The organism is Streptomyces carpinensis (genome assembly GCF_002154505.1).
Classification (GTDB): domain Bacteria; phylum Actinomycetota; class Actinomycetes; order Streptomycetales; family Streptomycetaceae; genus Streptomyces; species Streptomyces carpinensis.
Genome location: NZ_MUBM01000222.1, coordinates 1 through 24,471, shown reverse-complemented (window position 1 = coordinate 24,471; position 24,471 = coordinate 1). Strand labels below are relative to the sequence as shown.

Genomic DNA, 24,471 nt, shown 5'->3' with positions numbered 1-24,471 from the left:
GGCCCCGACCGCCACCTGGAACACCGGCACCTCGAACACCGGAAGTCCGCACACCGGCACACCGGCCCCCGGCGCGAGCACCCCCGGCCCCGGCCCGCAGCAGACCCAGCCGCCGAGCGACGGGCCCGGCAACGGCCCACGCTTCTACCGCGGCGTGGTCACGGCCCGTGGCGGCCTGGCCCTGCACACCCGGCCGGACCGCGGCGGCAAGGCCCTCCGGGTCGCCCGGCAGGGCGAGGTCGTCTGGATCTACTGCAAGACGGCCGGCGACACCGTGGGCGGCAACCCCCGGTGGTACCTGCTCGCCGACGGCGCCTGGGCCTGGGGTGCGGCCCGCTACATCGACACCGTCGGGCCCGCGCCACGCTGGTGCTGAGCTGCCGAGCCGGCCGAGATGCCGGTTTTGGATAGGTTCCCGACATGACCAAGGCCGGACCCACCGCGGCAGCGGCACACCCCTCCGCATCGACCGCCGTCGTCCGTCTCCCCCGGCGCCGCGGCATCGAACTCTCCCTCATCGTCCTCGCCGTCCTGCTGTCGGTGTACGGCTACTGCGCCGTCGGCCTCGCGAAGCACGGCACCGTTCCGCCCGGCGCCGCCGGTTACGGCGCCGGGCTCGGCGTCCTCGCGCTGCTCGCGCACGGCGCGGTGCGCCTGCGGGCGCCCTACGCCGATCCGCTCCTGCTGCCCATCGGCGTACTGCTCAACGGGCTCGGCCTGGTGCTGATCTACCGGCTCGACCTGGAGACGCCGGGCCAGGAGGCCGCGCCCGCCCAGCTGGTGTGGTCCACGCTGGGCGTGGCCTCGTTCACCCTCGTGGTGCTGGTGCTGCGCGACTACCGGTGGCTCCAGCGCTACTCCCACGTCTGTGCCGTCGCCGCGCTCGCCCTGCTCACGCTGCCGATCTTCTTCCCGCCCGTGAACGGTGCCCGCATCTGGATCCGGCTCGGCGGGTTCTCCATCCAGCCGGGCGAGTTCGCCAAGGTGCTGCTGGCGGTGTTCTTCGCCGCGTACCTGGCCGCGAACCGCGGCGCGCTGACCTACAAGGGCCGCAGGGGGTGGTGGCCGCGGCTGCCGCCCGGGCGGGTACTCGGGCCGGTCGTCGCGATCTGGCTGCTGAGCGTGGGCGTCCTGGTGCTGGAGCGGGACCTCGGCACCTCGCTGCTGTTCTTCGGGCTGTTCGTCGTCATGCTGTACATCGCCACCGGGCGCACCGGGTGGATCGCGGTCGGGCTGCTGCTCGCGGTGGCCGGGGCGGTCGCCGTCGGCTGGCTGGAGCCGCACGTGCACAGCCGGGTCGCGGAGTGGCTGCATCCGTTCGCGTCCATCGAGGCCGGACAGGGGGCCGGGCAGGTGGCCCAGTCGCTGTTCTCGTTCGCAGCGGGCGGTGTGCTCGGCAGCGGGCTGGGCCTCGGCCACTCGATCCTGGTCGGCTTCGCGGCCAAGTCGGACTTCATCCTGGCCACCGCCGGGGAGGAGCTGGGCCTGGCGGGACTGTCCGCGGTCTTCCTGCTGTACGCCCTGCTCGTCGAGCGCGGCTACCGGGCGGGCCTCGCCCTGCGCGACCCGTTCGGCCGGCTCCTCGCGGTCGGGCTCGCCTCGATCGTGGCGCTCCAGGTGTTCGTGATCGCGGGCGGGGTGACCGGTCTGATTCCGCTGACCGGCATGGCGATGCCCTTCCTGGCGCAGGGCGGCTCGTCGGTCGTCACCAACTGGGCGATCGTGGCGCTGCTGATCCGGGTGAGCCATGTGGCGCGGCGGCAGTACGACGGGAAGGTGGCCCCGTGAGCCGCGGACAGTCCCCCGGGGAGGCGGTCCGGTGACCCGGCACATCCGGCACGCCGCCGCCTTCTGCGTGCTGCTGCTGGTGGCGCTCCTGGTGAACACGGCCTGGCTGCAGGTGCTCCAGGCGCCCTCGTACGGCGTCAACCCGGCCAACCGGCGCCCCAGCATCGTCCGTTACGAGCAGCCGCGCGGCGAGATCCTGGTCGGCGGCCGGCCGGTGACGGGGTCCAAGGACACCGGCGAGCAGCTGCGCTACGAACGCACCTACACGCAGGGCCCGATGTACGCCCCGGTCACCGGGTTCGCCTCCCAGCGGTACGGGACGACGCTCCTGGAGCACACCGAGGACGGCGTGCTGTCGGGGACGGACCCGTTGCTGGCGGGGTTCCCGCTGTGGAACGACTTCACGCGGGGGCAGAGCCCGGGCGGCAACGTGGTCACGACGCTGAACCCGGCCGCCCAGCTGGCGGCGTTCCACGGGCTGGGCAAGCGCAAGGGCGCGGTCGTGGCGGTCGAGCCGACGACGGGCCGGATCCTGGCGCTGGTGTCCACGCCGTCGTACGACCCGGCCGAGCTGTCCGGGAACGGGCCGGCGGTGGCGGCGGCCTGGGCGCGGCTGAACGGCGACCCGGAAAGGCCGATGCTGAACCGGGCGGTGCGGCAGACGTATCCACCGGGTTCGACGTTCAAGGTGGTCACCGCGGCGGCGGCGCTGGATGCGGGAGTGGTGCAGGATCTCGACGCGCCGACCGACTCGCCGGACCCGTACCGGCTGCCCGGCAGCACCGCCTGGCTGGTCAACGAGGGCGAGGGCTGCGAGGACGCCTCCCTGCGCTTCGCCTTCGAGTGGTCGTGCAACACGGTGTTCGCCAAGCTGGGCGTCGACGTCGGCGCGTCGGCCATGCGGGCGACGGCGCAGGGCTTCGGCTTCAACGACTCCTCGCTGGAGATCCCCTTCTCGGTCGTGCCGAGCAGGTTCGACGCGCCCGAGGACCGGGCGCAGCGGGCGTTGTCGTCGATCGGGCAGTTCAACACGCGGGCCACGCCGTTGCAGATGGCGATGGTGGCGGCGGCGGTGGCGAACGGCGGGCAGGTGCGCTCGCCGTATCTCGTGGAGCGCACCACGCGCAGCGGCGGGGACATGGTGTCGGCGGCCGGTTCACGGCCGGCACGGCAGGTGATGCGCCCGACCACGGCGGCGCGGCTGCGGGAGCTGATGACGGACGTGGTGGAGGAGGGCACCGGCCGGAACGCCGCCGTTCCGGGTGCCACGGTGGGCGGCAAGACCGGCACCGCGCAGCACGGCGTCGGCAACCGGGGCACTCCGTACGCCTGGTTCATCTCCTGGGCGCAGGGCGAGCAGGACATGGATGCGCGGGTCGCGGTCGCCGTGGTGGTGGAGGACGCGTCGGCGCGGCGCGGGGACATCAGCGGCGGCGGCACGGCGGCGCCGATCGCGAAGGCCGTGATGGAGGCGGTGCTGCACTCGCCTCGAACGGGCTGACTCCCGGACGGCGCCGGCGCCATGCCCGCGGGTCGTCCCGCATGACGCCCGGCCCACGTCTGCCCCCAATGCCCGTCTGGTGCCCGCTTGTTGAGACCGGGGCTACCGTCCGCGCGGCGGGCCGCCCTACGGTTCGCTCATGACAGCCGCCGCCGCGTACGAACTCGCCCAGGTCAACATCGCCCGCGTCAAGGCCCCTCTGGACTCCCCGCAGCTGAAGGACTTCGTCGACGCGCTCGACCCGGTGAACGCCGACGCGGACGGCGCCCCGGGATTCGTCTGGCTGCTGCAGAGCGAGTCCGGCAACGCCACGGACGTGCCCGTCCTCGGGGACGAGTGGCTGATCGTCAACATGTCGGTGTGGCGGGACACCGACGCCCTGACGGCGTTCATGTACCAGGGCCGGCACCGGGAGATGCTGTCCCGGCGCCGGGTGGGGGTCCCCCCACGCCGTTGAGGCAGTGGGGGAGGTTCGCCAAGCTCCAGGAGGCGGTGACGACCCTGTGGTGGGTGCCGTCGGGCCACCGTCCGACGGTGGCCGAGGCGGAGGAACGCCTGCTGCATCTGCGCGCGCACGGCCCCACGCCGTACGCCTTCACGCTGCGGACGTCGTTCCCCGCCGGGGCGTCGCAGCCGGAGCTCTCCGAAGTGCCGGAGGGGCTCGGCTGCGGGGGCTGAGGTGCCTCAACCCTCCGCCCCGGCCTCGATGGCCTCCTCCACCTCGGCCACCCGTTCGCGTTCCTCCGCCGCGAAGCGCTCGGCGTCGAGTCGCTCGGCGATCTCCTCGTCCTGGGCCATGAGCAGGTCCAGGTTGGAGTCGCCCATCTCGAAGACGCCCATGTCGACATAGGCCTGCTGGAGGCGTTTGCCCCACAGGCCGATGTCCTTGACGCAGGGGACGATGCGGCTGAAGAGCAACTGGCGGAAGAGCTGGAGGAATTCGGACCTCTCGCTGAGCTCCTCCGCCTCGGCCTTCGGGATGCCGAAGTTCTCCAGGACCTCCACTCCGCGCAGGCGGTCGCGCATCAGGTAGCAGCCCTCGATGACGAACTCCTCGCGCTCGCGCAGTTCGGCGTCGGTGAGCTGCTTGTAGTAGTCGCGCAGGGCCATGCGGCCGAAGGCCACGTGCCGGGCCTCGTCCTGCATGACGTAGGCGAGAATCTGCTTGGGCAGGGGCTTGTTCGTGGTGTCCCTGATCATGCCGAAGGCCGCGAGGGCCAGGCCCTCGATGAGGACCTGCATGCCCAGATAGGGCATGTCCCAGCGGCTGTCGCGCAGGGTGTCGCCGAGGAGAGACTGGAGGTTGTCGTTGATCGGGTAGACCATCCCGATCTTCTCGTGCAGGAAGCGGCCGTAGATCTCGGCGTGCCGGGCCTCGTCCATCGTCTGGGTCGCCGAGTAGAACTTGGCGTCCAGGTCGGGGACGGACTCCACGATCCGCGCGGCGCAGACCATCGCGCCCTGCTCGCCGTGCAGGAACTGGCTGAACTGCCAGGACGCGAAGTGCCGGCGCAGCTCGCCCTTCTCCTTGTCGGTCATCCTGGCCCAGTACGGCGTGCCGTAGAGGGTCATCGCCTCCTCGGGGGTGCCGAGCGCGTCGTACGGATCGACCTCCAGGTCCCAGTCGATGCGCTTCTGCCCGTCCCACTGCTTGTCCTTGCCCTTCTGGTACAGGGCGAGCAGGCGGTCGCGGCCGGAGCCGTTCTCCTGACCGACGAACATGGCCTCCCAGCTGAAGCGGGCCGCGCCGCTCGCGGGCACCTGCCAGTGCGCGTCGCCAGGGTCGTTGACGTACAGGTCGTAGGTCGGCATACCTCGCAGGCTCACACGTAGACGCCGAGTCAACAAGTCGTGTGCAGGGGATTGACGGGCTTGCTGACAAGCAGTCTTATAAGAGGCGGGCGATCTGACCCACGAGTAACCAGCCATTCCAGCCACAATCCCGTACGACGAGGTGGGACAGTCATGACGACCATGACGGAAGCCGACGCGCTGGCCGGACTGCGCGACGCGCTCGGTCTGCTCAAGGACCGAGAGCAGGTCGCCGAGCGGCTCCTCGACTCCTCCGCCAAGCACTCCTTCGACCCGGACAAGGAGCTGGACTGGGACGCGCCCTTCGAGGAGGGCAAGTGGTTCTGGCCACCGGAGCTGGTGTCGCTGTACGGCACACCGCTGTGGAAGCGGATGAGCGAGGAACAGCGGATCCTGCTCTCCCAGCACGAGGCCGCCGCGCTCGCCTCGCTCGGCATCTGGTTCGAGCTGATCCTGATGCAGCTGCTGGTGCGGCACATCTACGACAAGGCCGCCACGAGCGCGCACGTGCGGTACGCCCTGACCGAGATCGAGGACGAGTGCCGGCACTCGAAGATGTTCGCCCGCGTGATATCCCGCGGCGGAACCCCCTGGTACCCGGTCAGCCGCGTCCACCAGAACCTCGGCCGGCTCTTCAAGACGATCTCCACCACCCCCGGCTCCTTCACCGCGACGCTGCTCGGCGAGGAGGTCCTGGACTGGATGCAGCGGCTGACGTTCCCGGACGAGCGGGTGCAGCCGCTGATCCGCGGGGTCACGCGCATCCACGTCGTGGAGGAGGCGCGGCACGTGCGCTACGCCCGTGAGGAGCTGCGCCGGCAGATGCTGACGGCCCCGAGGTGGTCCAAGGAGTTCACCCGGGTGACCTCCGGCGAGTTCGCACGGGTCTTCTCGGTGGCCTTCATCAACCCCGAGGTCTACACGAACGTGGGGCTCGACAAGCGGGAGGCCATGGCCCAGGTGAAGGCCAGCGGGCACCGGCGCGAGGTCATGCAGACGGGGGCCAGGCGGCTGACTGACTTCCTCGACGACATCGGTGTGCTGCGGGGTGTCGGACGGCAGCTGTGGAGGTCGTCGGGGCTGCTGGCGTAACCGGGGCACGCGGGTCGTGGGCGCGCGATGGCACGGTGGCGGGACCGGGCGGCACGGCTGGAGGGCCCGGTCAGCGATTACGCTGCCCGTCATGAGCCCTGCCGCGTCCACCCCCGCCTACCGCCGCCTCAGCGTCGAGGAGCGGCGCGCTCAGCTGCTCGACGCGGCGCTGTCCCTCTTCGCGCACCGGGCGCCCGAGGAGGTGTCGCTGGACGGCGTGGCGGAGGCGGCCGGGGTGTCGCGGCCGCTGGTGTACCGGTACTTCCCCGGCGGCAAGCAGCAGCTGTACGAGGCGGCCCTGCGCTCCGCCGCCGAAGAGCTGCGGCACTGCTTCGACGAGCCGCACGAGGGCCCACTGCTGCCCCGCCTCGCCCGCGCCCTGGACCGCTATCTGAGCTTCGTCGACTCGCACGACGCCGGCTTCACCGCGCTGCTCCAGGGCGGGAGTGTGGTGGAGACCTCCCGGACGACCGCCATCGTGGACGGTGTGCGCCGGGCCGCGGCGGAGCACATCCTCAGCCATCTGGAGGTTCCGGACCCGGGCCCACGGCTGCGGATGACCGTCCGGGTGTGGATCACCGCCGTCGAGGCCGCCTCCCTGATCTGGCTCGACGAGGGCAAACAGCCGCCCGCGGCGGAACTGCGGGACTGGCTGGTCGAACAGTTCGTGGCCGTCCTGACCGTGACCGCCGCCCGGGACGCGCAGACCGCCGCGCTGGTGCGGGCGCTGGCCTCGGCGGATGCCTGACACTGGTGGCGTGAAGAGCGAAGACACCCCGTTCGAGGGCGGCCCCATGGACGGGCGGGTGCTGCCCGTGCTGGTGGGGCCCACCGGTAACCCCCCGAAGACGTACCGCATCCCGGTCCCGGACGCGGCGGGCGGCACACCGACCGTGCTCGTCTACCGAAGGGTGCCCCGCGGGCACAGCAAGAGGCTCGGGCTGCCGCGCGGATGGAAGTACGAGTTCGATCCCGAGGGCGCGAGCGGCGGCCGGCTGAAGTGGCCGTGGTCCCGGCCGCAGCCGCGATCCGGCACGAACGGCAAGCCGGGAGACACGGACGGGTGATAGCGGTGCGCCGCCCGGCGCACAAATGCCGCACATCGTCGGTTCATACGTCCAATCCTCACGGTGTGGAGCGGAAAGGCCGCCCCCGCACCGGAGGTGATGGAGTGTCAGGAAGCATGCCGCGTCTGGTGTGCACGGCGGCGCTTGTGGCGCAGGCCGCGCTCGCCCCGGTGACCGCCACGGCCGTACCACTGCCGCCACAACCCGGGCCGTCCGAACGCCCCGGACAACCCGGGCAGCCCGGACCGCCGGCGCAGCGGCCCAGGCAGCTGTCCACGGCCGTACTGCTGACGGACTTTCAGAAGCTCTACCGGCAGGCCGAGCAGGCCGCCAGGACCTACAACGCGGTCGCCGGGCAGCTGAACAGGCAGCGCGTCGTCGTCGTCCGGCTGGACGCCGCCCTCACCCGGGCCCGGTCCGCCCTGCGCGGCAGCATGGGGAACGCGGGACGGCTCGCCCGTCTGCAGTACCAGGGCAGCAGTGACTTCTCCCCCTACCTCCGGCTGCTGCTGGCACGCGATCCGCAGCGCGCGCTGGAGGCGGGGCACATGATCGGGCGGCTGGCCCGGGAGCGGGCCGAGACGGTGGGGCGGCTGGCCGACGACGAGAGGAAGGCCTCCGAGCTCGCCCGCGCGGCACGTGCGGCGTACGACGCCCGACTGGTCCTCGTCCGCAAGCAGCAGCGCGCCCGCGACGACGTGGGCAGGCGGTTGCAGGAGATGGCGAGGCTGCTCGCCTCGCTCAGCGCCCGGCAGCTGGCGGCGCTCGACGCGGCCGAGAGGGGCGGGATCGGCGGCGCACAGCAGAAACTCGTGGCCGCCGGGGTGCTCGGCGACGGCAGACCGCCGACCGAGCAGGGCGAGAAGGCGGTGCGCTACGCGGTGCGGCAGCTGGGGAAGCCGTACGTGTGGGGCGCCGAGGGTCCGGACGCGTACGACTGCTCGGGGCTGACCTCGCAGGCCTGGGAGCGGGCCGGGAAGCCGATCCCGAGGACCAGCCAGGAGCAGTGGGCCCGGCTGAAACGGGTGCCGCTGAGCGACCTGCGCCCCGGCGACCTGGTCGTCTACTTCCCCGGGGCCACGCATGTCGCCCTCTACCTCGGCGGCGGCATGGTGGTGCAGGCGCCCCGGCCCGGAGCGAGGGTGAAGGTGTCGCCGGTCACGTCCAACCCGGTGCTGGGCGCGGTGCGGCCCGACCCGGGCGGGAAGCCCCTGCGGCGCTATGTGCCGCCGAAGCTTCCCAAGGGTGTCCGGGACGGATCGGACGCGGGTTACTACGCGGCCGATCCCCCGGCGACCTCGGCCAGGTAGGCCTCGGTCTTGGCCGGCTCGTAGAAGAAGTTCTCGAAGTCGGCCGGGTTGTTGAAGGCGTTGGCGAAACGGTCGGCGACCGGCTGGAGCTGGCCGGCGGCGCCGATCAGGTTGAGGATGTGCTCCGGCGGCGGGGCGAGCATGGCGTTCGTCCACTTGGTCACGTGCTGGGCCGTGTTCCAGTAGCGGTCGAAGGCCTGCTGCATCCACTCCTCGTCGAACGGCTTGTCGCTGTGCTCCAGGATGGCGGCCAGGTAGGCCGCGGCGCACTTGGAGGCCGAGTTGGAGCCCTGGCCGGTGATCGGGTCGTTGGCGACCACGACGTCCGCGACGCCCAGCACCAGGCCGCCGCCGGGCAGCCGGCCGATCGGCTTGCGGACGGTCGGGGCGTAACGGCCGGCGAGTGTGCCGCCGGCGTCCGTGAGCTCGACCTTCGCGGCCCGCTCGTACTCCCACGGAGTGAACCTGCGCATCAGGTCCAGGGTCAGGGCCAGGTGTTCGCCCGGGTCCTTGACGCCCTTGAAGACGTCGAGCGGACCGCCGGGGATGCCCTCCCAGAACAGGATGTCGGCACGGCCGGAGAGGGTGTAGGTCGGCATGATGAACAGCTCGCCGACGCCGGGGACCAGGTTGCAGCGCACCGCGTCGAACTCCGGGTGCTCCGGGCGCGGGCCCATGCCGTGCACGTACGCCACCGCCAGGGCGCGCTGCGGCTCGCTGTACGGGGACCGCTCCGGGTCCCGCTCGAACATCGACACCAGTTCGCCCTTGCCCGCTGAGACCAGGACGAGGTCGTAGGCGCGGGAGAAGTAGTCGAGGTCCCCGACCGCCGCGCCGTGGATGACCAACTGGCCGCCGCGCTGCGCGAAGGTCTCCATCCAGCCGGCCATCTTCACCCGCTGGTCGACCGACTGCGCGTACCCGTCGAGCCTGCCCACCCAGTCGATCGCGCGCGCCGCGGGGCCTTCGCTCCAGGAGCCGGGGGCGGCGACCGAGACGCCGAGTCCCTCGATCCTCGGGGCCTGGGACTCCCAGAAGTTCAGCTGCAGGTCCCGCTCGTGCTGGAGCGCGGTGTGGAACATGCACTGCGTCGACATGACCCGGCCGGAACGGATCTCGTCCGCGGTCCGGTTGGACATCAGGGTGACGTCGTACCCGTGCGACTGGAGGCCGAGGGCGAGCTGGAGACCGGACTGCCCGGCCCCCACGACGAGTATCTTGCGCATGCGGGTGTTGCCTCCTACGACTTCTGGACTGCTCGAAGGATCATTCGGGGGTTTCCTCGAGTGCGTGGGCCACGAGGGCCAGCAGGGTCTCGATCACCGAGATCCGGCGCCGCGCGTCCATGATCATGACAGGTATGTGCGGCGGGATCGTGAGCGCGTCCCGGACGTCGTCCGGTTCGAACCGCTCGCTGCCGTCGAAGTGGTTGACCGCCACGACGTACGGCAGCCCGCAGCTCTCGAAGTAGTCCAGCGCCGGGAAGCAGTCCTTCAGCCGGCGGGTGTCGGCCATGACGACGGCGCCGATCGCGCCGCGCACCAGGTCGTCCCACATGAACCAGAACCGCTGCTGGCCCGGCGTACCGAACAGGTACAGCACCAGGTCGTCGTCGAGCGTGATCCGGCCGAAGTCCATGGCCACGGTCGTGGTCAGCTTGCCCGGCGTGGCGGTCAGGTCGTCCGTCTCCGCGCTGGCCTCGGTCATCAGCGCCTCGGTCTGCAGAGGCGTGATCTCCGAGACGGCCGTGACCAGCGTGGTCTTGCCCACGCCGAACCCGCCGGCCACCACGATCTTGGTGGCGATCGGGGCGCGGGTGCGGTCCGTCTGCCAGGGCTGCATGGCCTCCACGGGCTCGGCGAACGCGGGCACGCCGAGGGAGGCTGCGGCGCCGGAGACGGCCGGGGCGGCCACGGGAGAGTCAGAGACAGTGGAGTCAGAGACGACGGAGTCCACTCAGCACCCTTTCCAGCAGAGCGCGGTCCGGACGGCCGGTGCCGTGACCGGTTCCGGTTCCGTACACACGGATCTTTCCCTGGTCCGCCAGGTCGCTCAGGAGCACACGGACCACGCCGAGCGGCATCTTCAGCAGTGCGGCGATCTCGGCCACCGTCCGCATGCGGCGGCACAGTTCGACGATGGCCCGCATCTCCGGCATGACCCGGTTGCCGAGGGAACCATTCGTCAGCTCTTTGCGCTCCTCCGGAGCCTCGATCGCGGTGGTGCTCCCGACGAACGTCTCCACCAGCAGGACGTGACCGAAGCGGGTACGGCCGCCGGTGAGCGAGTAGGGGCGCACACGGGCGGGTTTTCGGTCACCGCCGCGTACCGGGAGCTGGTGTTTGGGCCTTCCGCTCATCGGGCTGCTCATCGCACTGCTCATCGGGCACTCCCCGCCGACTCGGACTCCATGGACTTCCGCAGCTCGCTGCGGAGTTCGGGCGTCAGCACGTGTCCGGCGCGGCCCACGAACAGCGCCATGTGGTACGCCACCACGCTCATGTCGCACTCGGCGGAGCCGTGCACGCCGAGCAGCGAGCCGTCGCTGATCGACATCACGAACAGGGTGCCCTCGTCCATCGCGACCATCGTGTGCTTGACGGTGCCGAACTCCATGAGCCGGGCCGCTCCGACGGTGAGGCTGCCGATGCCGGAGACGATGGTGGCGAGGTCGGCGGCGGAGCCGCGCGGGCCGCTGCGGGCCGCCGAGCGGTTTCGGCGGGCCTCGTCGATACGGCCCTGGTCGGAGGAGAGGAGCAGCAGGCCGTCGGAGGAGACCACGGCGACCGACTCGATGCCGGGCACCTCCTCGACGAGGTTGGTCAGCAGCCAGTGCAGGTTGCGGGCCTCACTGCTCAGTCCGAAGGTGGTGGACGCTGTCAACTGCTTGCCTCCTCGACTGTGCCCCCGGTGGCTTCCTCGGCATGTGTGCGCTCGGCGGCCGGCGTCGGCCGCTGGTTCTGCGCCGTCTGTTCCGCGATCTCGGCCTCCACGTCGCGGTAGCCCGCCTGGGCTCCCTTGCGGAAGCCGCCCAGGCGGCGGCGGAGTGCCTCGGCGTCCACCGATCCCGTGCGCTGACGCGGGGCGTGGGTGGGGGTGGTGAGTTTGGGGGTGCGCTTGGGGAGGCCCTTGGCGGTGAGGGTTTCTTCCGGGGCGCGGGTGTGTTCGGCCCGGGCTTCGCCCTCGGCCGGATCGTCGTTCCCACCCGCGGCACCGGTCGGGCTCTCGTCGTCGGGTGCGGGTGGCCCCTGTGGGACGTGATGGCCCTCGGCGACCGCGGGTCGTGCGTGCGCGGGGCCGGCCTCCGCCGCGGGGCGCGGCCGGCCGGCGTCCCGCTCCCCCGCCGGGAACGGGATCAGCAGTTCCATCGTCGTTTCCGCCGGGGACTCCGGCGGTGTCGAATGCCCGTCGGGCCGGGCCGGCTCCTCGACGGGCTCCGGGGCCTGCTCCCGCGCCGCCGACTCCGACCGCCGTACCGCCCGCTCGGCCATGGCCACCAGCGGGTCGGTGGCGCCGTCCTTGGTGCGGGCGTGCAGGACGTTGGAGTTGACCTCGGCGTCCGCGCCGGGGAGGGAGAACGTTCCGGTGCCGCCGTGGGCCGGTCCCGCCGCGGGCACGGCGGAGGCGGACGCCGCCGCCAGGAGCGGCCGGGGTACGACGACGACCGCCGCGATGCCGCCCTGCTTCTGCTCGCGCAGCCGCACCCGGACGCCGTACCGGTGGGCGAGGCGGGCCACCACGTACAGGCCGAGACCCAGGCCGGCCTCGCCCTCCTGGTCGTAGTGCGCCTCCGGGTCGAACTCGGCGAGGCGGGTGTTGAGGCTGTTCAGCCGGTCGGTGGCCATGCCGATGCCCTCGTCCTGGACGGAGAGCATGATCTCGCCGTTCTCCAGGAGCCAGCCGGAGACCTCCACCGGCTGGTCGGGCGGCGAGAACGACGTGGCGTTCTCCATGAGCTCGGCCAGCAGATGGGAGAGGTCGTCGGCGGCGAAGCCGGCCACGTGCGCGTGCGGCGGCAGGGCGGCGATGCGGACACGCTCGTAGCGTTCGATCTCGCTGACCGCGGCGCGCACGACGTCGACCAGCGGGACCGGCCCGGCGTGCTGCTGGACGTGCTCGGTGCCGGCCAGGACGAGGAGGTTCTCGCTGTGCCGGCGCATGACCGTGGCGAAGTGGTCGAGCTTGAAGAGCGTGGCCAGGCGGTCCGGGTCCTGCTCGCGCTCCTCCAGGCCCTCGATGACGGCGAGCTGCCGCTCGACCAGGCCCAGGGTGCGCAGCGCCAGGTTGACGAAGGTGGAGCCGATGCTGCTGCGCAGCCGCTGGAGCTGGGCGGCCGCGGTGTCGAGTTCGGTGCGCAGCCCCTCGCGGGCGTCGGCCATCTTCTGGCGCTGGCCGATCAGGTGCTTGCGGTCGGCCTCCAGGGTGGCGACCCGTTCCGCGAGGGCGGCGGCCTGCGCGTGCAGGGTGTTGACGGAGCGGACGACCTGGGCGAACTCGTCGTTGCGCCCGGTGAAACCGATCGGCTCCTCGGCGGTCGCGTCCTCGGCGCCGGCCAGCCGGGCCGAGCCCAGGCGGAGCACGGCCAGCGGGCGGGTGAGGGTGCGGGCGAGGGCCGTGGCGATGCCGATGGCGACGAGCAGCAGGGCGCCCAGAAGGGCGATGCGGATCTCCAGTGCGGTGACGTCGTCGTCGCGGAGCTTCGCGAGGTCCTTGGTGCGGTGGTCGTAGAGGGAGGCCTCCACGCCGCGCATCAGGTCGACGCGGGCGGAGAGGGCGGCGTCCGCCTTCTTGGTGCTGGTGGCGAGGTCGGAGTCGGACAGCGTCGGCTCGTCGGTGAGCTTGGCCAGGTAGCTCGCGGCGGAGTTGACCTCGGCTCCGGTGACGGTGGAGTCGTAGGAGCCGCGGGCCGCCTCGGGGGCGGTCTCGTGGAACTCGGCGAGGGCCGCGTCGGAGCGGACCCGGGCCTGCTGGGCGGCGGCGGTGAGTGCGTCGCGCTGCTTGGTGTCGGCCTCGGAGGAGGTGGTGGTCCGCGTGGGCAGGCCGGTGACGGGACTGATCACGGTCCGCGTGGTGCGGGGCACGTTCAGGGCGGCGAGGAGCAGCCCTCGGGCGGCGGCCGCCTGCTGTACGGCGGTGTCGAGCTCGGCGAGGGCGTGCGCTCCGGAGCCCGCCCGTGGGGGCATCTGTTCGGCCAGCTGTTCGGCGAGCTTGTGCAGCTCGGCGATGGTGGCGGAGTACGCCTGATGCGTCTGCAGGGCGGTGCTCTGCCCGGTGAGCGCGGAGTGCCGCACGGCGGCGATGCCGTCCAGGTCCTGGCGCAGCCAGGCGGGTGCGTCGGTGGCGGTGCGCAGCTCCTCGACCTGGCGGTCCACGCGGGTGCTGCGCTGCTCGGAGGGCGCCTTGGACCTGGGGCGGCCCGCGGCGACGTAGGAGGTGACCTCGTCGCGTTCGTCGGCGAGCGCGTGGGCGAGGGCGATCGCGTCCTGGGTCTGGCCGGCGAGCGTCACCAGGTCCTGGGAGTCGCTCAGCTGCCCGGAGGCGGCGATCACGGAAGGGGAGCCGGCCCCGGCCACGGCCGCGGCCACGACGGCGACGGCGGCGATGAGGCGGTTGCGTACGTGGGTCGGGCGGCCCTTGCCCACCGGGGTGGCGGGCTGGGCGGTGGCGGAGGGGGTGCCGGGCGTCTGAGGGCCCCCTGCGGAGGCCGTCTGCTTGCCTGTGCGCCGAGGCCGCTTTTTCTGCACCGGTGCTCGCATTCCTGTACTCGTGTACTCATGGGCCCGGGTGGCGCCCCGTCACCTGGTGCGACTGGTGCGTACACCCTCCCCCCGGCTCTCGGTTTCGCTCGAGCAGGGGACCTGCGTCGGATTCCGACCCTCCCAGTGCCGGTGGGCAGTGAGCCCGCATCATCCGACCGGCCACCCGAAGGAGTGAACATCGGAGGGGAGTTGGCGGGCAAGTTCCCGCGGCGTGTGCACGAGCCTCCCACGGCGGGCCGGTTGGACGTCTGCGGCAGGCTTTGGCAATATTCGCCGCCACGCCTTCCCGGAGCGCTCCATTCCCTCCCAAACCAGGCGCCTGACCTGCGGGACTGCGTCAATTCCAAGTCGATTGCCAGCCTTTGGCGAACCATGTGAAGGCCTCGTGCAGACTGGCCGGATGCGTACTGAGGTTGTTTCGGAGCCAGGCGGCCCGGACCGCCGGAACGAGGACTTCGCCGCCGTCGCAGTGCCCGCTTCCGGGCAGGGAGGCTGCCTGGTCGTCCTGGACGGGGTGACACCGCCGGCGACGGAGACGGGGTGCCTGCATTCGGTCCCCTGGTTCACCGCCCGGCTCGGCGGCACACTGACCGAACTGACCGTTTACGACCGAGATCTGACGCTGTCGGAGATTCTCTCGCGGGCCATAGGGCGGACCGCCGAGACACACGCGATCACTTGTGACCTTTCTCACCCGCGCACACCCCAGGCAACCGTGGTGCTCGCCCGTTGGTCGGCCGCGACCGTGGAGTATCTGGTGCTGTCCGACTCGGTGCTCCTGCTGGAGGCCGCCGACGGCTCGGTCGTGCCCGTCCTGGACGACCGGCTGTCCCGGCTGCCCCGGTCCGCGCTCGCCCGCGCCGCGCTCGTCGACGCCACGCTGCGCAACAAGGAGGGCGGCTTCTTCACCGCGGCGGCGGACCCCTCGGTGGCGGACCGGGCCGTGACGGGCGCCGTGCCGCTCGGCGAGGTCCGCGCCCTGGCCGCGCTGACGGACGGGGCGGCGCGGTGGGTGGAGACGTTCCACGAGGGCGACTGGGCGCAGTGCCTCGCACTGGTGCGCAAGGAGGGCGCGCGGGCGCTGGTGGACCGCGTGCGGGCCCTGGAGGCGGCGGACCGTGAGGCGCGGACGCGACTCGGCCGGAGCAAGACGCACGACGACGCGACGGTGGTGTTCGTGGAGCTGTGAGAGGCGGCCCGGTGGTGCCCTGCGGCTACTTCTCGTGCCGTTCCATGACGCCGTTCAACTCGTGCAGCAGCCGGGCCAGTTCCGCCACCTCGCCGCGGTCCCAGTGGGCGAGCTGCCGGACATAGCGCGCCCGGCGGGCCTCGCGCACCCGGCCGACGCGGCGCCGGCCCTCAGGGGTGAGGGCCACCAGCCAGGCCCGCCCGTCCGCCGGGTCCGGCTCACGGGCGACCAGGCCGAGCTCCTCCAGGGCGCGCAGCTGGCGGGACATGGTGGCCTTGCCGACGCCGATGTACGCGGCGAGCGCGGTGGCGCGCTGGCCGCCGCACTCCTCCAAACGGATCAGCAGTCCGTACGCGGACGACTCCAGGTCCGGGTGGACCTCCCGGGCCATCTCCCCCTGGCTGGCCCGGGCCCGACGCAGAAGCACCGTCAGTTCCCGCTCCAGGGACAGGAACTCCCGGTCCACACCACCTGGCGCATCGTCGGGTGCCGCTTCCCGCCCTTCGCCTGTTGCGTCTTCGTGCACGTCAGCCCCTGCCTGAAAGTTTCCCGGTCCTGAAAGTTTCCGCCCGTCGCGGCCATCGCCGCAGCTTGGTCAGTATTTCGCAGGCGTAGACCAACGGCAGCCCCCGGTCCCCCTTCCCAGGGCGGGTCTACGTGCGTAGCTTCTCTGTCAGGCACTGAATGGCATGCCCACGACATCCCAGCTCACGGCGGGTCTACCGTGACCCGCTCTCCCCTTGTGCGACGGTGGGCATGCCCCCTGTTTCCCCCCACCGAGCACCACCGAACTCGGAGGCACGTCATGCCCGTGCACAGATCCGGAACGGCCCGCGTACGGCGGCTTACCGCCGCGGGAGTCCTGCTCGCAGCGTTCTCCTACTTCCTCACCGTCCCCTCCTCGGCCGACACCACCCCCGCCCGCGGCTCCGGGCACATGGGCATGGGCGTCGTGGCGCACGACGGCCGCAGCGGCTCCCCCACCTCCGTCGACGTCACCCAGACCGAGGGCGTCGACGTCAGCAGCTACCAGGGCAACGTCGCCTGGTCCACCCTCTGGAACAGCGGTGTCCGCTGGGCCTACACGAAGGCGACGGAGGGGACGTACTACACCAACCCCTACTTCGCACAGCAGTACAACGGCTCGTACAACGTCGGCATGATCCGCGGCGCCTACCACTTCGCGACCCCGGACACCACCAGCGGCGCCACCCAGGCCAACTACTTCGTGGACCACGGCGGCGGCTGGTCCCGTGACGGAAAGACCCTGCCGGGTGCCCTCGACATCGAGTGGAACCCCTACGGCGCCTCCTGCTACGGCAAGTCCGCCAGCGCGATGGTCAGCTGGATCGCCGACTTCCTCAACACCTACAAGGCGCGCACCGGTCGCGACGCCGTCATCTACACGGCCACCAGCTGGTGGACCCAGTGCACCGGCAACTACGGCGGCTTCGCCGCCAACAACCCCCTGTGGATCGCCCGCTACGCCTCGGACCCGGGGACGCTGCCGGCCGGCTGGGGTTACTACACCATGTGGCAGTACACGTCGTCCGGCCCGACCGTCGGTGACCACGACAAGTTCAACGGCGCGCTGGACCGGGTGCAGGCCCTGGCCAACGGCTGATCCGGCCTCGCCGGCACGTGCCGCGTACGGCGAGTAGCCGTGGGCGCGTGACGCCGAGGACGCACCAAGACGCACGGCGAAGGCCCGGGCCTCCCTCACGGGACCCGGGCCTTCCCCGTCCGGCAGCGTCCGTCACGCCGCTACCGGAACCTCCGGCTCCGCACCGTTCACGGCCGGTGCGAGGGCCAGCTCGAGGACCTGACGGACGTCCGTGACGGCGTGGACGTCGAGCTTGTCCAGCACCTCGGCCGGGACGTCGTCCAGGTCGGGCTCGTTGCGCTTGGGGATGATGACGGTGGTCACCCCGGCCCGCTGCGCCGCGAGCAGCTTCTGCTTGACGCCGCCGATGGGCAGGACACGGCCGGTCAGCGAGACCTCGCCGGTCATCGCCACGTCCGTGCGGACCAGACGGCCGGACAGGAGCGAGGCGAGCGCGGTCGTCATGGTGATGCCGGCGCTCGGGCCGTCCTTGGGAACCGCGCCCGCCGGGAAGTGGATGTGCACGCCCCGGTCCTTCAGGTCGCCGACCGGCAGCTCCAGCTCGGCGCCGTGGCTGCGCAGGAAGCTCAGCGCGATCTGCGCGGACTCCTTCATCACGTCGCCCAGCTGACCGGTCAGGGTCAGACCCGCCGCGCCCGTCTCCGGGTCGGCCAGGGACGCCTCGACGAAGAGCACGTCGCCGCCGGCTCCGGTGACCGCCAGTCCCGTCGCCACACCGGGGACGGACGTACGGCGCTCCGCCGGGTCCTGCGCCGACTCCGGCACGTGGTGCGGCCGGCCGATCAGGCCGCGCAGGTCGGCCTCGGTGACGGTGAACGGCAGCTTCCGCTCGCCCAGTTCGTGCTGGGCAGCCATCTTGCGCAGCAGCCGCGCGATGGACCGCTCCAGGGTGCGCACGCCGGCCTCGCGGGTGTACTCGCCCGCCAGCCTGCGCAGCGCTCCCTCGTCGATCGCGACCTCGTCACGGTGCAGGCCCGCCCGCTCCAGCTGGCGCGGAAGCAGGTGGTCGCGCGCGATGACGACCTTCTCGTCCTCGGTGTACCCGTCCAGGCGGACGATCTCCATACGGTCGGCCAGTGCCTCCGGGATGGCCTCCAGAACGTTGGCGGTGGCCAGGAAGACGACGTCCGACAGGTCGAGTTCGACCTCCAGGTAGTGGTCCCGGAAGGTGTGGTTCTGCGCCGGGTCGAGGACCTCGAGCAGGGCCGCGGCCGGGTCGCCGCGGAAGTCGGAGCCCACCTTGTCGATCTCGTCCAGCAGGACCACCGGGTTCATCGACCCGGCCTCCTTGATGGCACGGACGATGCGTCCGGGCAGCGCGCCGACGTACGTGCGCCGGTGGCCGCGCACCTCGGCCTCGTCGCGGACGCCGCCGAGGGCGACCCGGACGAACTTGCGCCCCATGGCGTGCGCCACGGACTCGCCCAGGCTGGTCTTGCCGACACCGGGCGGTCCGACGAGAGCCAGCACGGCACCACCGCGGCGGCCGCCGATCACACCGAGGCCGCGGTCGCTGCGGCGCTTGCGCACCGCCAGGTACTCGGTGATGCGCTCCTTGACGTCGTCCAGGCCCGCGTGCTCGGCGTCCAGGACCGCCTTGGCGCCCTGGATGTCGTAGGCGTCCTCGGTCCGCTCGTTCCACGGCATCTCCAGGACCGTGTCGAGCCAGGTGCGGATCCAGGAGCCCTCGGGCGAGGCGTCGGAGGCGCGCTCCAGCTTGTCGACCTCCTTGAGAGCGGCCTCGCGCACCTTCTCGGGCAGGTCCGCGGCCTCGACGCGGGCGCGGTAGTCGTCGGACTCCTCGCCCTCGCTCTCGCCGTTCAGCTCGCGCAGCTCCTTGCGCACGGCCTCGAGCTGACGGCGCAGCAGGAACTCGCGCTGTTGCTTGTCGACGCCCTCCTGGACGTCCTTGGCGATGGTCTCCGCCACGTCCTGCTCGGCGAGGTGGTCGCGCAGCTGCTGGGTGGCGAGCCTGAGACGGGCCACCGGGTCGGCGGTCTCCAGCAGTGCGACCTTCTGCTCGATCGTCAGGAAGGGCGAGTAACCGGAGTTGTCGGCGAGCGCGGAGACGTCGTCGATGGCCTGGACCCGGTCGACGACCTGCCAGGCGCCGCGCTTGCGCAGCCAGGCGGTGGCGAGGGCCTTGTACTCCTTGACCAGCTCCGCCACCTGGCCGGGCAGCGGCTCCGGCGCGCTCTCGTCGATCCGCGTGCCCTCGACCCACAGCGCGGCACCCGGGCCGGTGGTCCCGGCGCCGATCCGCACCCGGCCGCGGCCGCGGATCAGGGCGCCCGGGTCACCGTCGGCCAGCCGGCCGACCTGCTCGACCGTGCCCAGCACGCCGGTCTTGGCGTAGGCCCCCTCGATGCGCGGCACCAGCAGCACCCTGGGCTTGCCCGGCTCCGACCGGGCGGCGGCCTGGGCGGCCTCCACCGCGGCCCGTACCTCGTTGTCGCTCAGATCCAGCGGGACCACCATCCCGGGCAGCACGACCTCGTCGTCGAGCGGCAGCACAGGCAGGACGAGCGGTGTGAACGCCGTGGACTCAGCAGCCATGATCTCCCTTTCGGCAGTCAAGTTGAGTTATGCCGACTCAATGCTTGGCCGACCTTGAATGTTCCCAGCGAGCTGTTCGCTCTGAGCGATCACCCGGAAGCGAGGGGAAACCGCAGGTCGTGCAAGGGATGTGGGGAGGTCGGCCTCAGGAGGCGCTGGGCGTGGGACTGGTGGCGGGTGTGGCGCGGCGTCAGGGGGGGGCGCGGGAGCGGTGGAGGATGCGTGCGGCGCGGCGGCAGTGGGCCAGGGGCGTGGGGACGGCGCAGGGTGTGGCACGGCGTCAGCGGGCAGGGGCGCGGGAGTGGTGGACGGCGCGACGCGGGCTCAGCAGGCAACCCGGAGCGGCGGGCGGCGCGATGCGGCGTGCGCGGGAGCGCGGAGGTTGCGTGCGGCGCAGGACCGGTGGACGGCGCGAAGCCGCGTGCGCGGGCAGCACGGGAGCGGCGGACGGCGTGATGCGGCCTCAGCGGGCGGCGCGGTGCCAGCGGCGCACCAGGGGCCAGCTCGCGACGCCGACGCCCACGGAGATCAGGTGGCCCGAGCTCGTCATCGGGTCGGTGAACGTGAGCAGGTCGGCCAGCACCATCCCGACGAACACGGTGAGCAGCGGCCACCGCAGCCACGGAGTGAGCAGTCCGGCCAGGGCGCCGACGCTCGCGGCCACACCGAAGCTGATGCCGTAGTCCAGCCGGTGCAGCGCGCTGTCGGGCAGCCGGCCCGCCAGCACCGCGAGCCCTATGGGGACCTCGGTGGCGAGGGTGGCGAGCACATGCCCGGCCAAAAAGACACCGGCCGTGCGCAGACCCCCCGTCCGACGCTCCAGTGCGGTGAGCACCAGCAGGAAGCAGAGGGAGTACGGCGAGGTGATCCCGCCCGCGATCCACAGCGCGCTGGCGGGCAGCACCAGCAGGGGCGTCCGCACCAGGTGGGAGACGTCCGTGCTGCAGCTCTGGTAGAGGGCGTTCACCGTCGCGGGGTCCGCGTACCGGGAGACGAGCGAGGTGACGAGAAGGATCGCCGCGTACACGCAGGTGAACGGGGTGCCGGTGGGGCTGGGCAGCAGGCGCCGGGGGCGCAGTCCCCGCAGTCGTGCGCCGAGGGCGGAGACGACGTCGGGCAGGCCGGAGACGGCGGGAGGGGCGGCAGGCGCGGAGACCGCGGCGCCGGTGGCTCCGGTGGCTCCGGTGACGGCGAGGCGATCGCAGGCCGGTTCCCGAGGGGCGGCGACAGGACTGGGCCCGGGCCGCTGCTGCGGCATGCCCTCCAGGAGGGACGAGGCCGCGGCGTCGGCGTCCGCAGTCCGTTCCACGGTGGGGCTCCTTCCGTCAGCCTCCACCCTTCGGGTCACACCAGCCCCTGTCTATGACCGACGCCACCCGGCAGTCGATTCACAGCAACCTATTAACTCGCCTTCGCGCCCGGCACGCCGGGGAAACGCCCGGGACGCGGCCAACCGCCCGCCCCCGCCGGGCCGATCACCGCCGTCACTCGTAATTCACGTGGCCTTACGGGCCCGTTCGGGCAGGATGGCCTCATGACCACCTCGTACGAGACTCCAGTGGTGCTCGACCGTCGCGAGGGCCCCTACGGCGAGGTCGTGCTGCGCCGGCACGGCGAACTGCTGCAGATCATCGCCAACGGCTGCTTCCTGATGGACACCTCCGACGGCCGTTCGGAGCGGCTGTTGGTGGATGCCACCCTCGCCTCGCTGGACGGCAGGGCGCGCCCGCACGTGCTGATCGGCGGTCTGGGCGTCGGTTTCTCGCTCGCGCACGCCGCCGCCGACCCGCGCTGGGGACGGATCACGGTGGTCGAGCGGGAGCCGGCGATCATCGACTGGCACCGGGACGGCCCCCTCGCGCGACTGACCGCCGCGGCGCTCGCCGATCCGCGCACCGAGATCGTCGAAGCCGATCTCATCGGCTACGTCAATGAGACATCCGCCACATTCGACGCACTCTGTCTCGACATCGACAACGGCCCCGACTGGACGGTCACGGAGGGCAACGAGGGGCTGTACACGCCACCCGGACTGGCAAGCTGCGCAAGGGCGTTGAGACCCGGCGGGGTGCTGGCGGTGTGGTCGGCCCGGCCGTCTCCGGAATTTGAAGGAACCTTGTGGAATGTCGGGTTCCAACAGGTGCGCACCGAAGAGATCCCCGTTGCCCGGGGCGTTCCGGACGTCGTGCACCTGGCCGTCCGCCCTGGATAGCAAAGCCGCGGTGACTCCCCGTACGCTGCTTCCCTGACGCCGATCATTCAAGCGTCAATCGCAACCATGCGCAGTCAAGGAATCACCCCACGGATTCCGGAAGCAAACCTCAGGGGCGGGCGATGGAGCAGACACAGACCTCCCACAACGGCACGACGGCCGGCCCGGGCGCACAGCGCCGGGTCCTGGTGGTCGAGGACGACCAGACCATCCTGGACGCCATCGCCACCCGCCTGCGTGCCGAGGGATTCCTGGTGCAGACGGCGAGCGACGGTCCGTCCGCGGTCGACACCGCCGAGGCCTGGCAGCCCGACCTGCTGATCCTCGACATCATGCTGCCCGGCTTCGACGGTCTGGAGGTCTGCCGCCGGGTGCAGGCCCAGCGGCCGGTGCCGGTGCTGATGCTCACCGCGCGGGACGACGAGACCGACATGCTGGTCGGGCTGGGCGTCGGCGCCGACGACTACATGACGAAGCCGTTCTCGATGCGGGAGCTGGCGGCACGGGTGCACGTGCTGCTGCGCCGCGTGGAGCGGGCCGCCCTCGCCGCCGCGACGCCGCGCAGCGGCATCCTGCGCCTGGGCGAGCTGGAGATCGACCACGCGCAGCGCAGGGTGCGGGTGCGCAGCGAGGACGTCCACCTGACGCCGACGGAGTTCGACCTCCTGGTGTGCCTGGCGAACACCCCGCGCGCGGTGCTCTCGCGCGAGCAGCTGCTGGCCGAGGTGTGGGACTGGGCGGACGCCTCCGGCACCCGGACCGTCGACAGCCACATCAAGGCGCTGCGCCGGAAGATCGGCGCCGAGCGGATCCGCACGGTGCACGGCGTGGGCTACGCCCTGGAGACGCCGACCCCATGAGCGACGGGCCGGCCGCACGGCGGACCCCGGGGAGACCCTGGGATGGCGTACGACCGTTCTCCATCAAGACCAAGCTGGGCGCGCTGGTCGTCATCTCGGTGCTGATCACCACGGGTCTGTCGATGATCGCGGTGCACACCAAGACCGAGCTGCGCTTCATCATGGTCTTCTCGATGATCGCCACGCTGCTCATCACCCAGTTCGTGGCCCACTCGCTCACCGCGCCGCTGGACGAGATGAACGCGGTGGCCCGGTCCATCTCGCACGGTGACTACACGCGCCGGGTGCGCGAGAACCGCCGGGACGAGCTGGGCGACCTGGCCCAGACGATCAACCGGATGGCCGACGAGCTGGCCGCCCAGGACCGTCAGCGCAAGGAGCTGGTGGCGAATGTCTCGCACGAGCTGCGCACGCCGATCGCGGGCCTGCGCGCGGTGCTGGAGAACATCGTGGACGGGGTCACCGAGCCGGACTCCGAGACCATGCGCACGGCCCTGAAGCAGACCGAGCGGCTGGGCCGGCTGGTCGAGACGCTGCTGGACCTGTCCCGCCTGGACAACGGCGTCGTCCCGCTGAAGGTGCGGCGCTTCGAGGTGTGGCCCTATCTGTCGGGCGTGCTCAAGGAGGCCAACATGGTCGCCTCCGCCCGCGCCGGCATGGCCTCCGGCTCCGGCAGCCACACCCGCACGGACGTCCATCTGCGCCTCGACGTCGACCCGCTGAACCTGACCGCGCACGCGGACCCCGAGCGCATCCACCAGGTGGTCGCCAACCTGATCGACAACGCGGTCAAGCACAGCCCGCCGCACGGCCGTGTGACCGTGAAGGCGCGGCGCGGCCTGCAGCCGGAGTCGCTGGAGCTGGAGGTCCTCGACGAGGGGCCCGGCATCCCCCGCTCCGAGTGGCACCGCGTCTTCGAGCGTTTCAACCGCGGCGCGGTGAGCCGCCCCCACGGCCCGGGCAGCGACGGCGGCACCGGGCTCGGTCTGGCGATCGCCCGCTGGGCGGTGGATCTGCACGGCGGCCGGATCGGTGTGGCCGAATCCGATCGCGGCTGCCGGATTCTCGTCACACTTCCGGGGCTTTCCTCAGTTCAAAGTTGACGTAAAGTTCGACCGGAACCTCAAGATCCACGAGCGTTCGCGCAGCCGGACACGTGTGATCACGCTGGGGCCTGCGTCCGTCCCGGGCCAGGCCCGGGTCCCACCTTCCCCGCCGCAGGCGAACCACGGTTGTTTCCCGCCATTTCAAGCCCCGAAACACAGCTTTCGATGTGACTTACGCGACGATGAACGGGCCCGACCTGACCTTCCCCGTCCCGGAGGCGTAGCCTTTATTCCCGCTGTCCATCACCTTGTGAAGCGGAAGAGGGCGGTTGCCGCCGTGTCGCCACAGTCCCCCAGTAACTCGAGCATCTCCACCGACAACGATCAGTCCGGGAAGAACCCCGCGGCTGCGTTCGGTGCCAACGAGTGGCTCGTCGACGAGATCTATCAGCAGTACCTCCAGGACCCGAACTCCGTAGACCGCGCCTGGTGGGACTTCTTCGCCGACTACAAGCCGGGCGCCGCCGCGGCCGCCTCCTCGGCCCCGTCGGGTACTGCGGCCGCGGGGGCCGCAGCGACCGCCACGGCTCCCCAGGTGGCGCCCGCCGCCCCGGCGCAGCCCGCGCAGGCCCCGGCCGCCCCGGCTGCTCCGAAG

Annotated in this window: 21 protein-coding genes and 2 pseudogenes; 14 read left to right on the top strand and 9 right to left on the bottom strand. The window is 71.8% G+C overall.

Annotated features, from left to right (window positions below; genetic code table 11):
• The 4 genes and pseudogenes from BZY54_RS53640 to BZY54_RS28575 all read left to right on the top strand — a co-directional run.
• A pseudogene (locus tag BZY54_RS53640) lies at positions 1-376 on the top strand (SH3 domain-containing protein); the annotation flags it as partial.
• A 44-nt stretch (positions 377-420) separates the two neighbouring features.
• Complete coding sequence (locus BZY54_RS28585; protein WP_086728223.1) at positions 421-1,788, top strand: FtsW/RodA/SpoVE family cell cycle protein; 1,368 nt, start codon at positions 421-423, stop codon at positions 1,786-1,788.
• Positions 1,789-1,819: 31 nt separating this feature from the next.
• Positions 1,820-3,289, top strand: a complete 1,470-nt coding sequence (locus BZY54_RS28580) for a penicillin-binding transpeptidase domain-containing protein (RefSeq protein WP_086728222.1) — start codon at positions 1,820-1,822, stop codon at positions 3,287-3,289.
• 139 nt (positions 3,290-3,428) lie between these two features.
• A pseudogene (locus BZY54_RS28575) lies at positions 3,429-3,967 on the top strand (DUF3291 domain-containing protein).
• Positions 3,968-3,973: 6 nt separating this feature from the next.
• On the opposite strand, the gene BZY54_RS28570 reads toward BZY54_RS28575, so the two are convergent.
• Positions 3,974-5,101: a ferritin-like domain-containing protein gene (locus tag BZY54_RS28570; RefSeq protein WP_086728221.1), complete on the bottom strand. Its 1,128-nt coding sequence runs from the start codon at positions 5,099-5,101 to the stop codon at positions 3,974-3,976.
• A gap of 153 nt (positions 5,102-5,254) precedes the next feature.
• Here BZY54_RS28570 and BZY54_RS28565 point away from each other — a divergent pair, with 153 nt between their 5' ends.
• From BZY54_RS28565 to BZY54_RS28550, 4 genes are all read left to right on the top strand, one after another.
• Entirely contained in the window at positions 5,255-6,193 is a 939-nt protein-coding gene (locus tag BZY54_RS28565) for an AurF N-oxygenase family protein (protein WP_086728220.1), read from the top strand.
• Positions 6,194-6,284: 91 nt separating this feature from the next.
• Entirely contained in the window at positions 6,285-6,941 is a 657-nt protein-coding gene (locus BZY54_RS28560; RefSeq protein ID WP_086728219.1) for a TetR/AcrR family transcriptional regulator, read from the top strand.
• Entirely contained in the window at positions 6,934-7,260 is a 327-nt protein-coding gene (locus tag BZY54_RS28555) for a hypothetical protein (RefSeq protein WP_208640795.1), read from the top strand. Before BZY54_RS28560 ends, BZY54_RS28555 begins: the two co-directional genes overlap by 8 nt.
• 104 nt (positions 7,261-7,364) lie before the next feature.
• On the top strand, positions 7,365-8,570 hold the full coding sequence (locus BZY54_RS28550) for a C40 family peptidase (RefSeq protein ID WP_086728217.1): 1,206 nt from the start codon (positions 7,365-7,367) through the stop codon (positions 8,568-8,570).
• On the opposite strand, the gene BZY54_RS28545 is transcribed toward BZY54_RS28550, so the two are convergent.
• The 5 genes from BZY54_RS28545 to BZY54_RS28525 all read right to left on the bottom strand — a co-directional run bounded on the left by BZY54_RS28545 (position 8,534) and on the right by BZY54_RS28525 (position 14,314).
• Positions 8,534-9,796, bottom strand: a complete 1,263-nt coding sequence (locus BZY54_RS28545) for a styrene monooxygenase/indole monooxygenase family protein (protein WP_086728216.1) — start codon at positions 9,794-9,796, stop codon at positions 8,534-8,536. The genes BZY54_RS28550 and BZY54_RS28545 overlap by 37 nt on opposite strands.
• A 40-nt stretch (positions 9,797-9,836) precedes the next feature.
• The gene (locus BZY54_RS28540; RefSeq protein ID WP_086728225.1) at positions 9,837-10,412 is read right to left on the bottom strand and encodes a GTP-binding protein; all 576 of its coding nucleotides are present in this window, start codon (positions 10,410-10,412) and stop codon (positions 9,837-9,839) included.
• 94 nt (positions 10,413-10,506) lie between these two features.
• The gene (locus tag BZY54_RS28535; protein ID WP_086728215.1) at positions 10,507-10,929 is read right to left on the bottom strand and encodes a DUF742 domain-containing protein; all 423 of its coding nucleotides are present in this window, start codon (positions 10,927-10,929) and stop codon (positions 10,507-10,509) included.
• Between the two features lie 20 nt (positions 10,930-10,949).
• Complete coding sequence (locus BZY54_RS28530; protein ID WP_086728214.1) at positions 10,950-11,453, bottom strand: roadblock/LC7 domain-containing protein; 504 nt, start codon at positions 11,451-11,453, stop codon at positions 10,950-10,952.
• Positions 11,450-14,314 (bottom strand): sensor histidine kinase, encoded by a 2,865-nt coding sequence (locus tag BZY54_RS28525; RefSeq protein ID WP_244217385.1) that lies wholly within the window; start codon positions 14,312-14,314, stop codon positions 11,450-11,452. The genes BZY54_RS28530 and BZY54_RS28525 overlap by 4 nt, the downstream gene beginning before the upstream one ends.
• Before the next feature lie 415 nt (positions 14,315-14,729).
• Here BZY54_RS28525 and BZY54_RS28520 point away from each other — a divergent pair, with 415 nt between their 5' ends.
• Positions 14,730-15,518, top strand: a complete 789-nt coding sequence (locus BZY54_RS28520; RefSeq protein ID WP_086728213.1) for a protein phosphatase 2C domain-containing protein — start codon at positions 14,730-14,732, stop codon at positions 15,516-15,518.
• A gap of 25 nt (positions 15,519-15,543) precedes the next feature.
• Here BZY54_RS28520 and BZY54_RS28515 read toward each other — a convergent pair whose 3' ends face one another.
• Positions 15,544-16,044: a MarR family winged helix-turn-helix transcriptional regulator gene (locus tag BZY54_RS28515; protein WP_086728212.1), complete on the bottom strand. Its 501-nt coding sequence runs from the start codon at positions 16,042-16,044 to the stop codon at positions 15,544-15,546.
• Positions 16,045-16,323: 279 nt separating this feature from the next.
• Between BZY54_RS28515 and BZY54_RS28510 the strand changes: the two genes are divergently transcribed.
• Positions 16,324-17,142, top strand: coding sequence for a lysozyme (locus BZY54_RS28510; protein ID WP_086728211.1), 819 nt, complete (start codon positions 16,324-16,326; stop codon positions 17,140-17,142).
• 132 nt (positions 17,143-17,274) lie between these two features.
• Here the strand turns inward: BZY54_RS28510 and lon are convergent, their stop codons facing one another.
• Positions 17,275-19,698, bottom strand: coding sequence for an endopeptidase La (lon, locus tag BZY54_RS28505; protein ID WP_086728210.1), 2,424 nt, complete (start codon positions 19,696-19,698; stop codon positions 17,275-17,277).
• A gap of 463 nt (positions 19,699-20,161) precedes the next feature.
• Entirely contained in the window at positions 20,162-21,007 is an 846-nt protein-coding gene (locus BZY54_RS28500; RefSeq protein ID WP_244217383.1) for a rhomboid-like protein, read from the bottom strand.
• A gap of 225 nt (positions 21,008-21,232) precedes the next feature.
• Between BZY54_RS28500 and BZY54_RS28495 the strand changes: the two genes are divergently transcribed.
• The 4 genes from BZY54_RS28495 to BZY54_RS28480 form a co-directional block, all read left to right on the top strand.
• Positions 21,233-21,910 (top strand): spermine/spermidine synthase domain-containing protein, encoded by a 678-nt coding sequence (locus tag BZY54_RS28495; RefSeq protein WP_086728209.1) that lies wholly within the window; start codon positions 21,233-21,235, stop codon positions 21,908-21,910.
• A 122-nt stretch (positions 21,911-22,032) separates the two neighbouring features.
• A complete protein-coding gene (locus BZY54_RS28490) occupies positions 22,033-22,770 on the top strand; it encodes a response regulator transcription factor (RefSeq protein ID WP_086728208.1) in 738 nt (245 codons plus the stop codon).
• Positions 22,767-23,873, top strand: coding sequence for a HAMP domain-containing sensor histidine kinase (locus tag BZY54_RS28485; RefSeq protein WP_086728207.1), 1,107 nt, complete (start codon positions 22,767-22,769; stop codon positions 23,871-23,873). The genes BZY54_RS28490 and BZY54_RS28485 overlap by 4 nt, the downstream gene beginning before the upstream one ends.
• A gap of 280 nt (positions 23,874-24,153) precedes the next feature.
• Positions 24,154-24,471: 2-oxoglutarate dehydrogenase E1 subunit family protein (locus BZY54_RS28480; RefSeq protein WP_143668141.1), on the top strand; the 318-nt coding region annotated here is incomplete at its 3' end.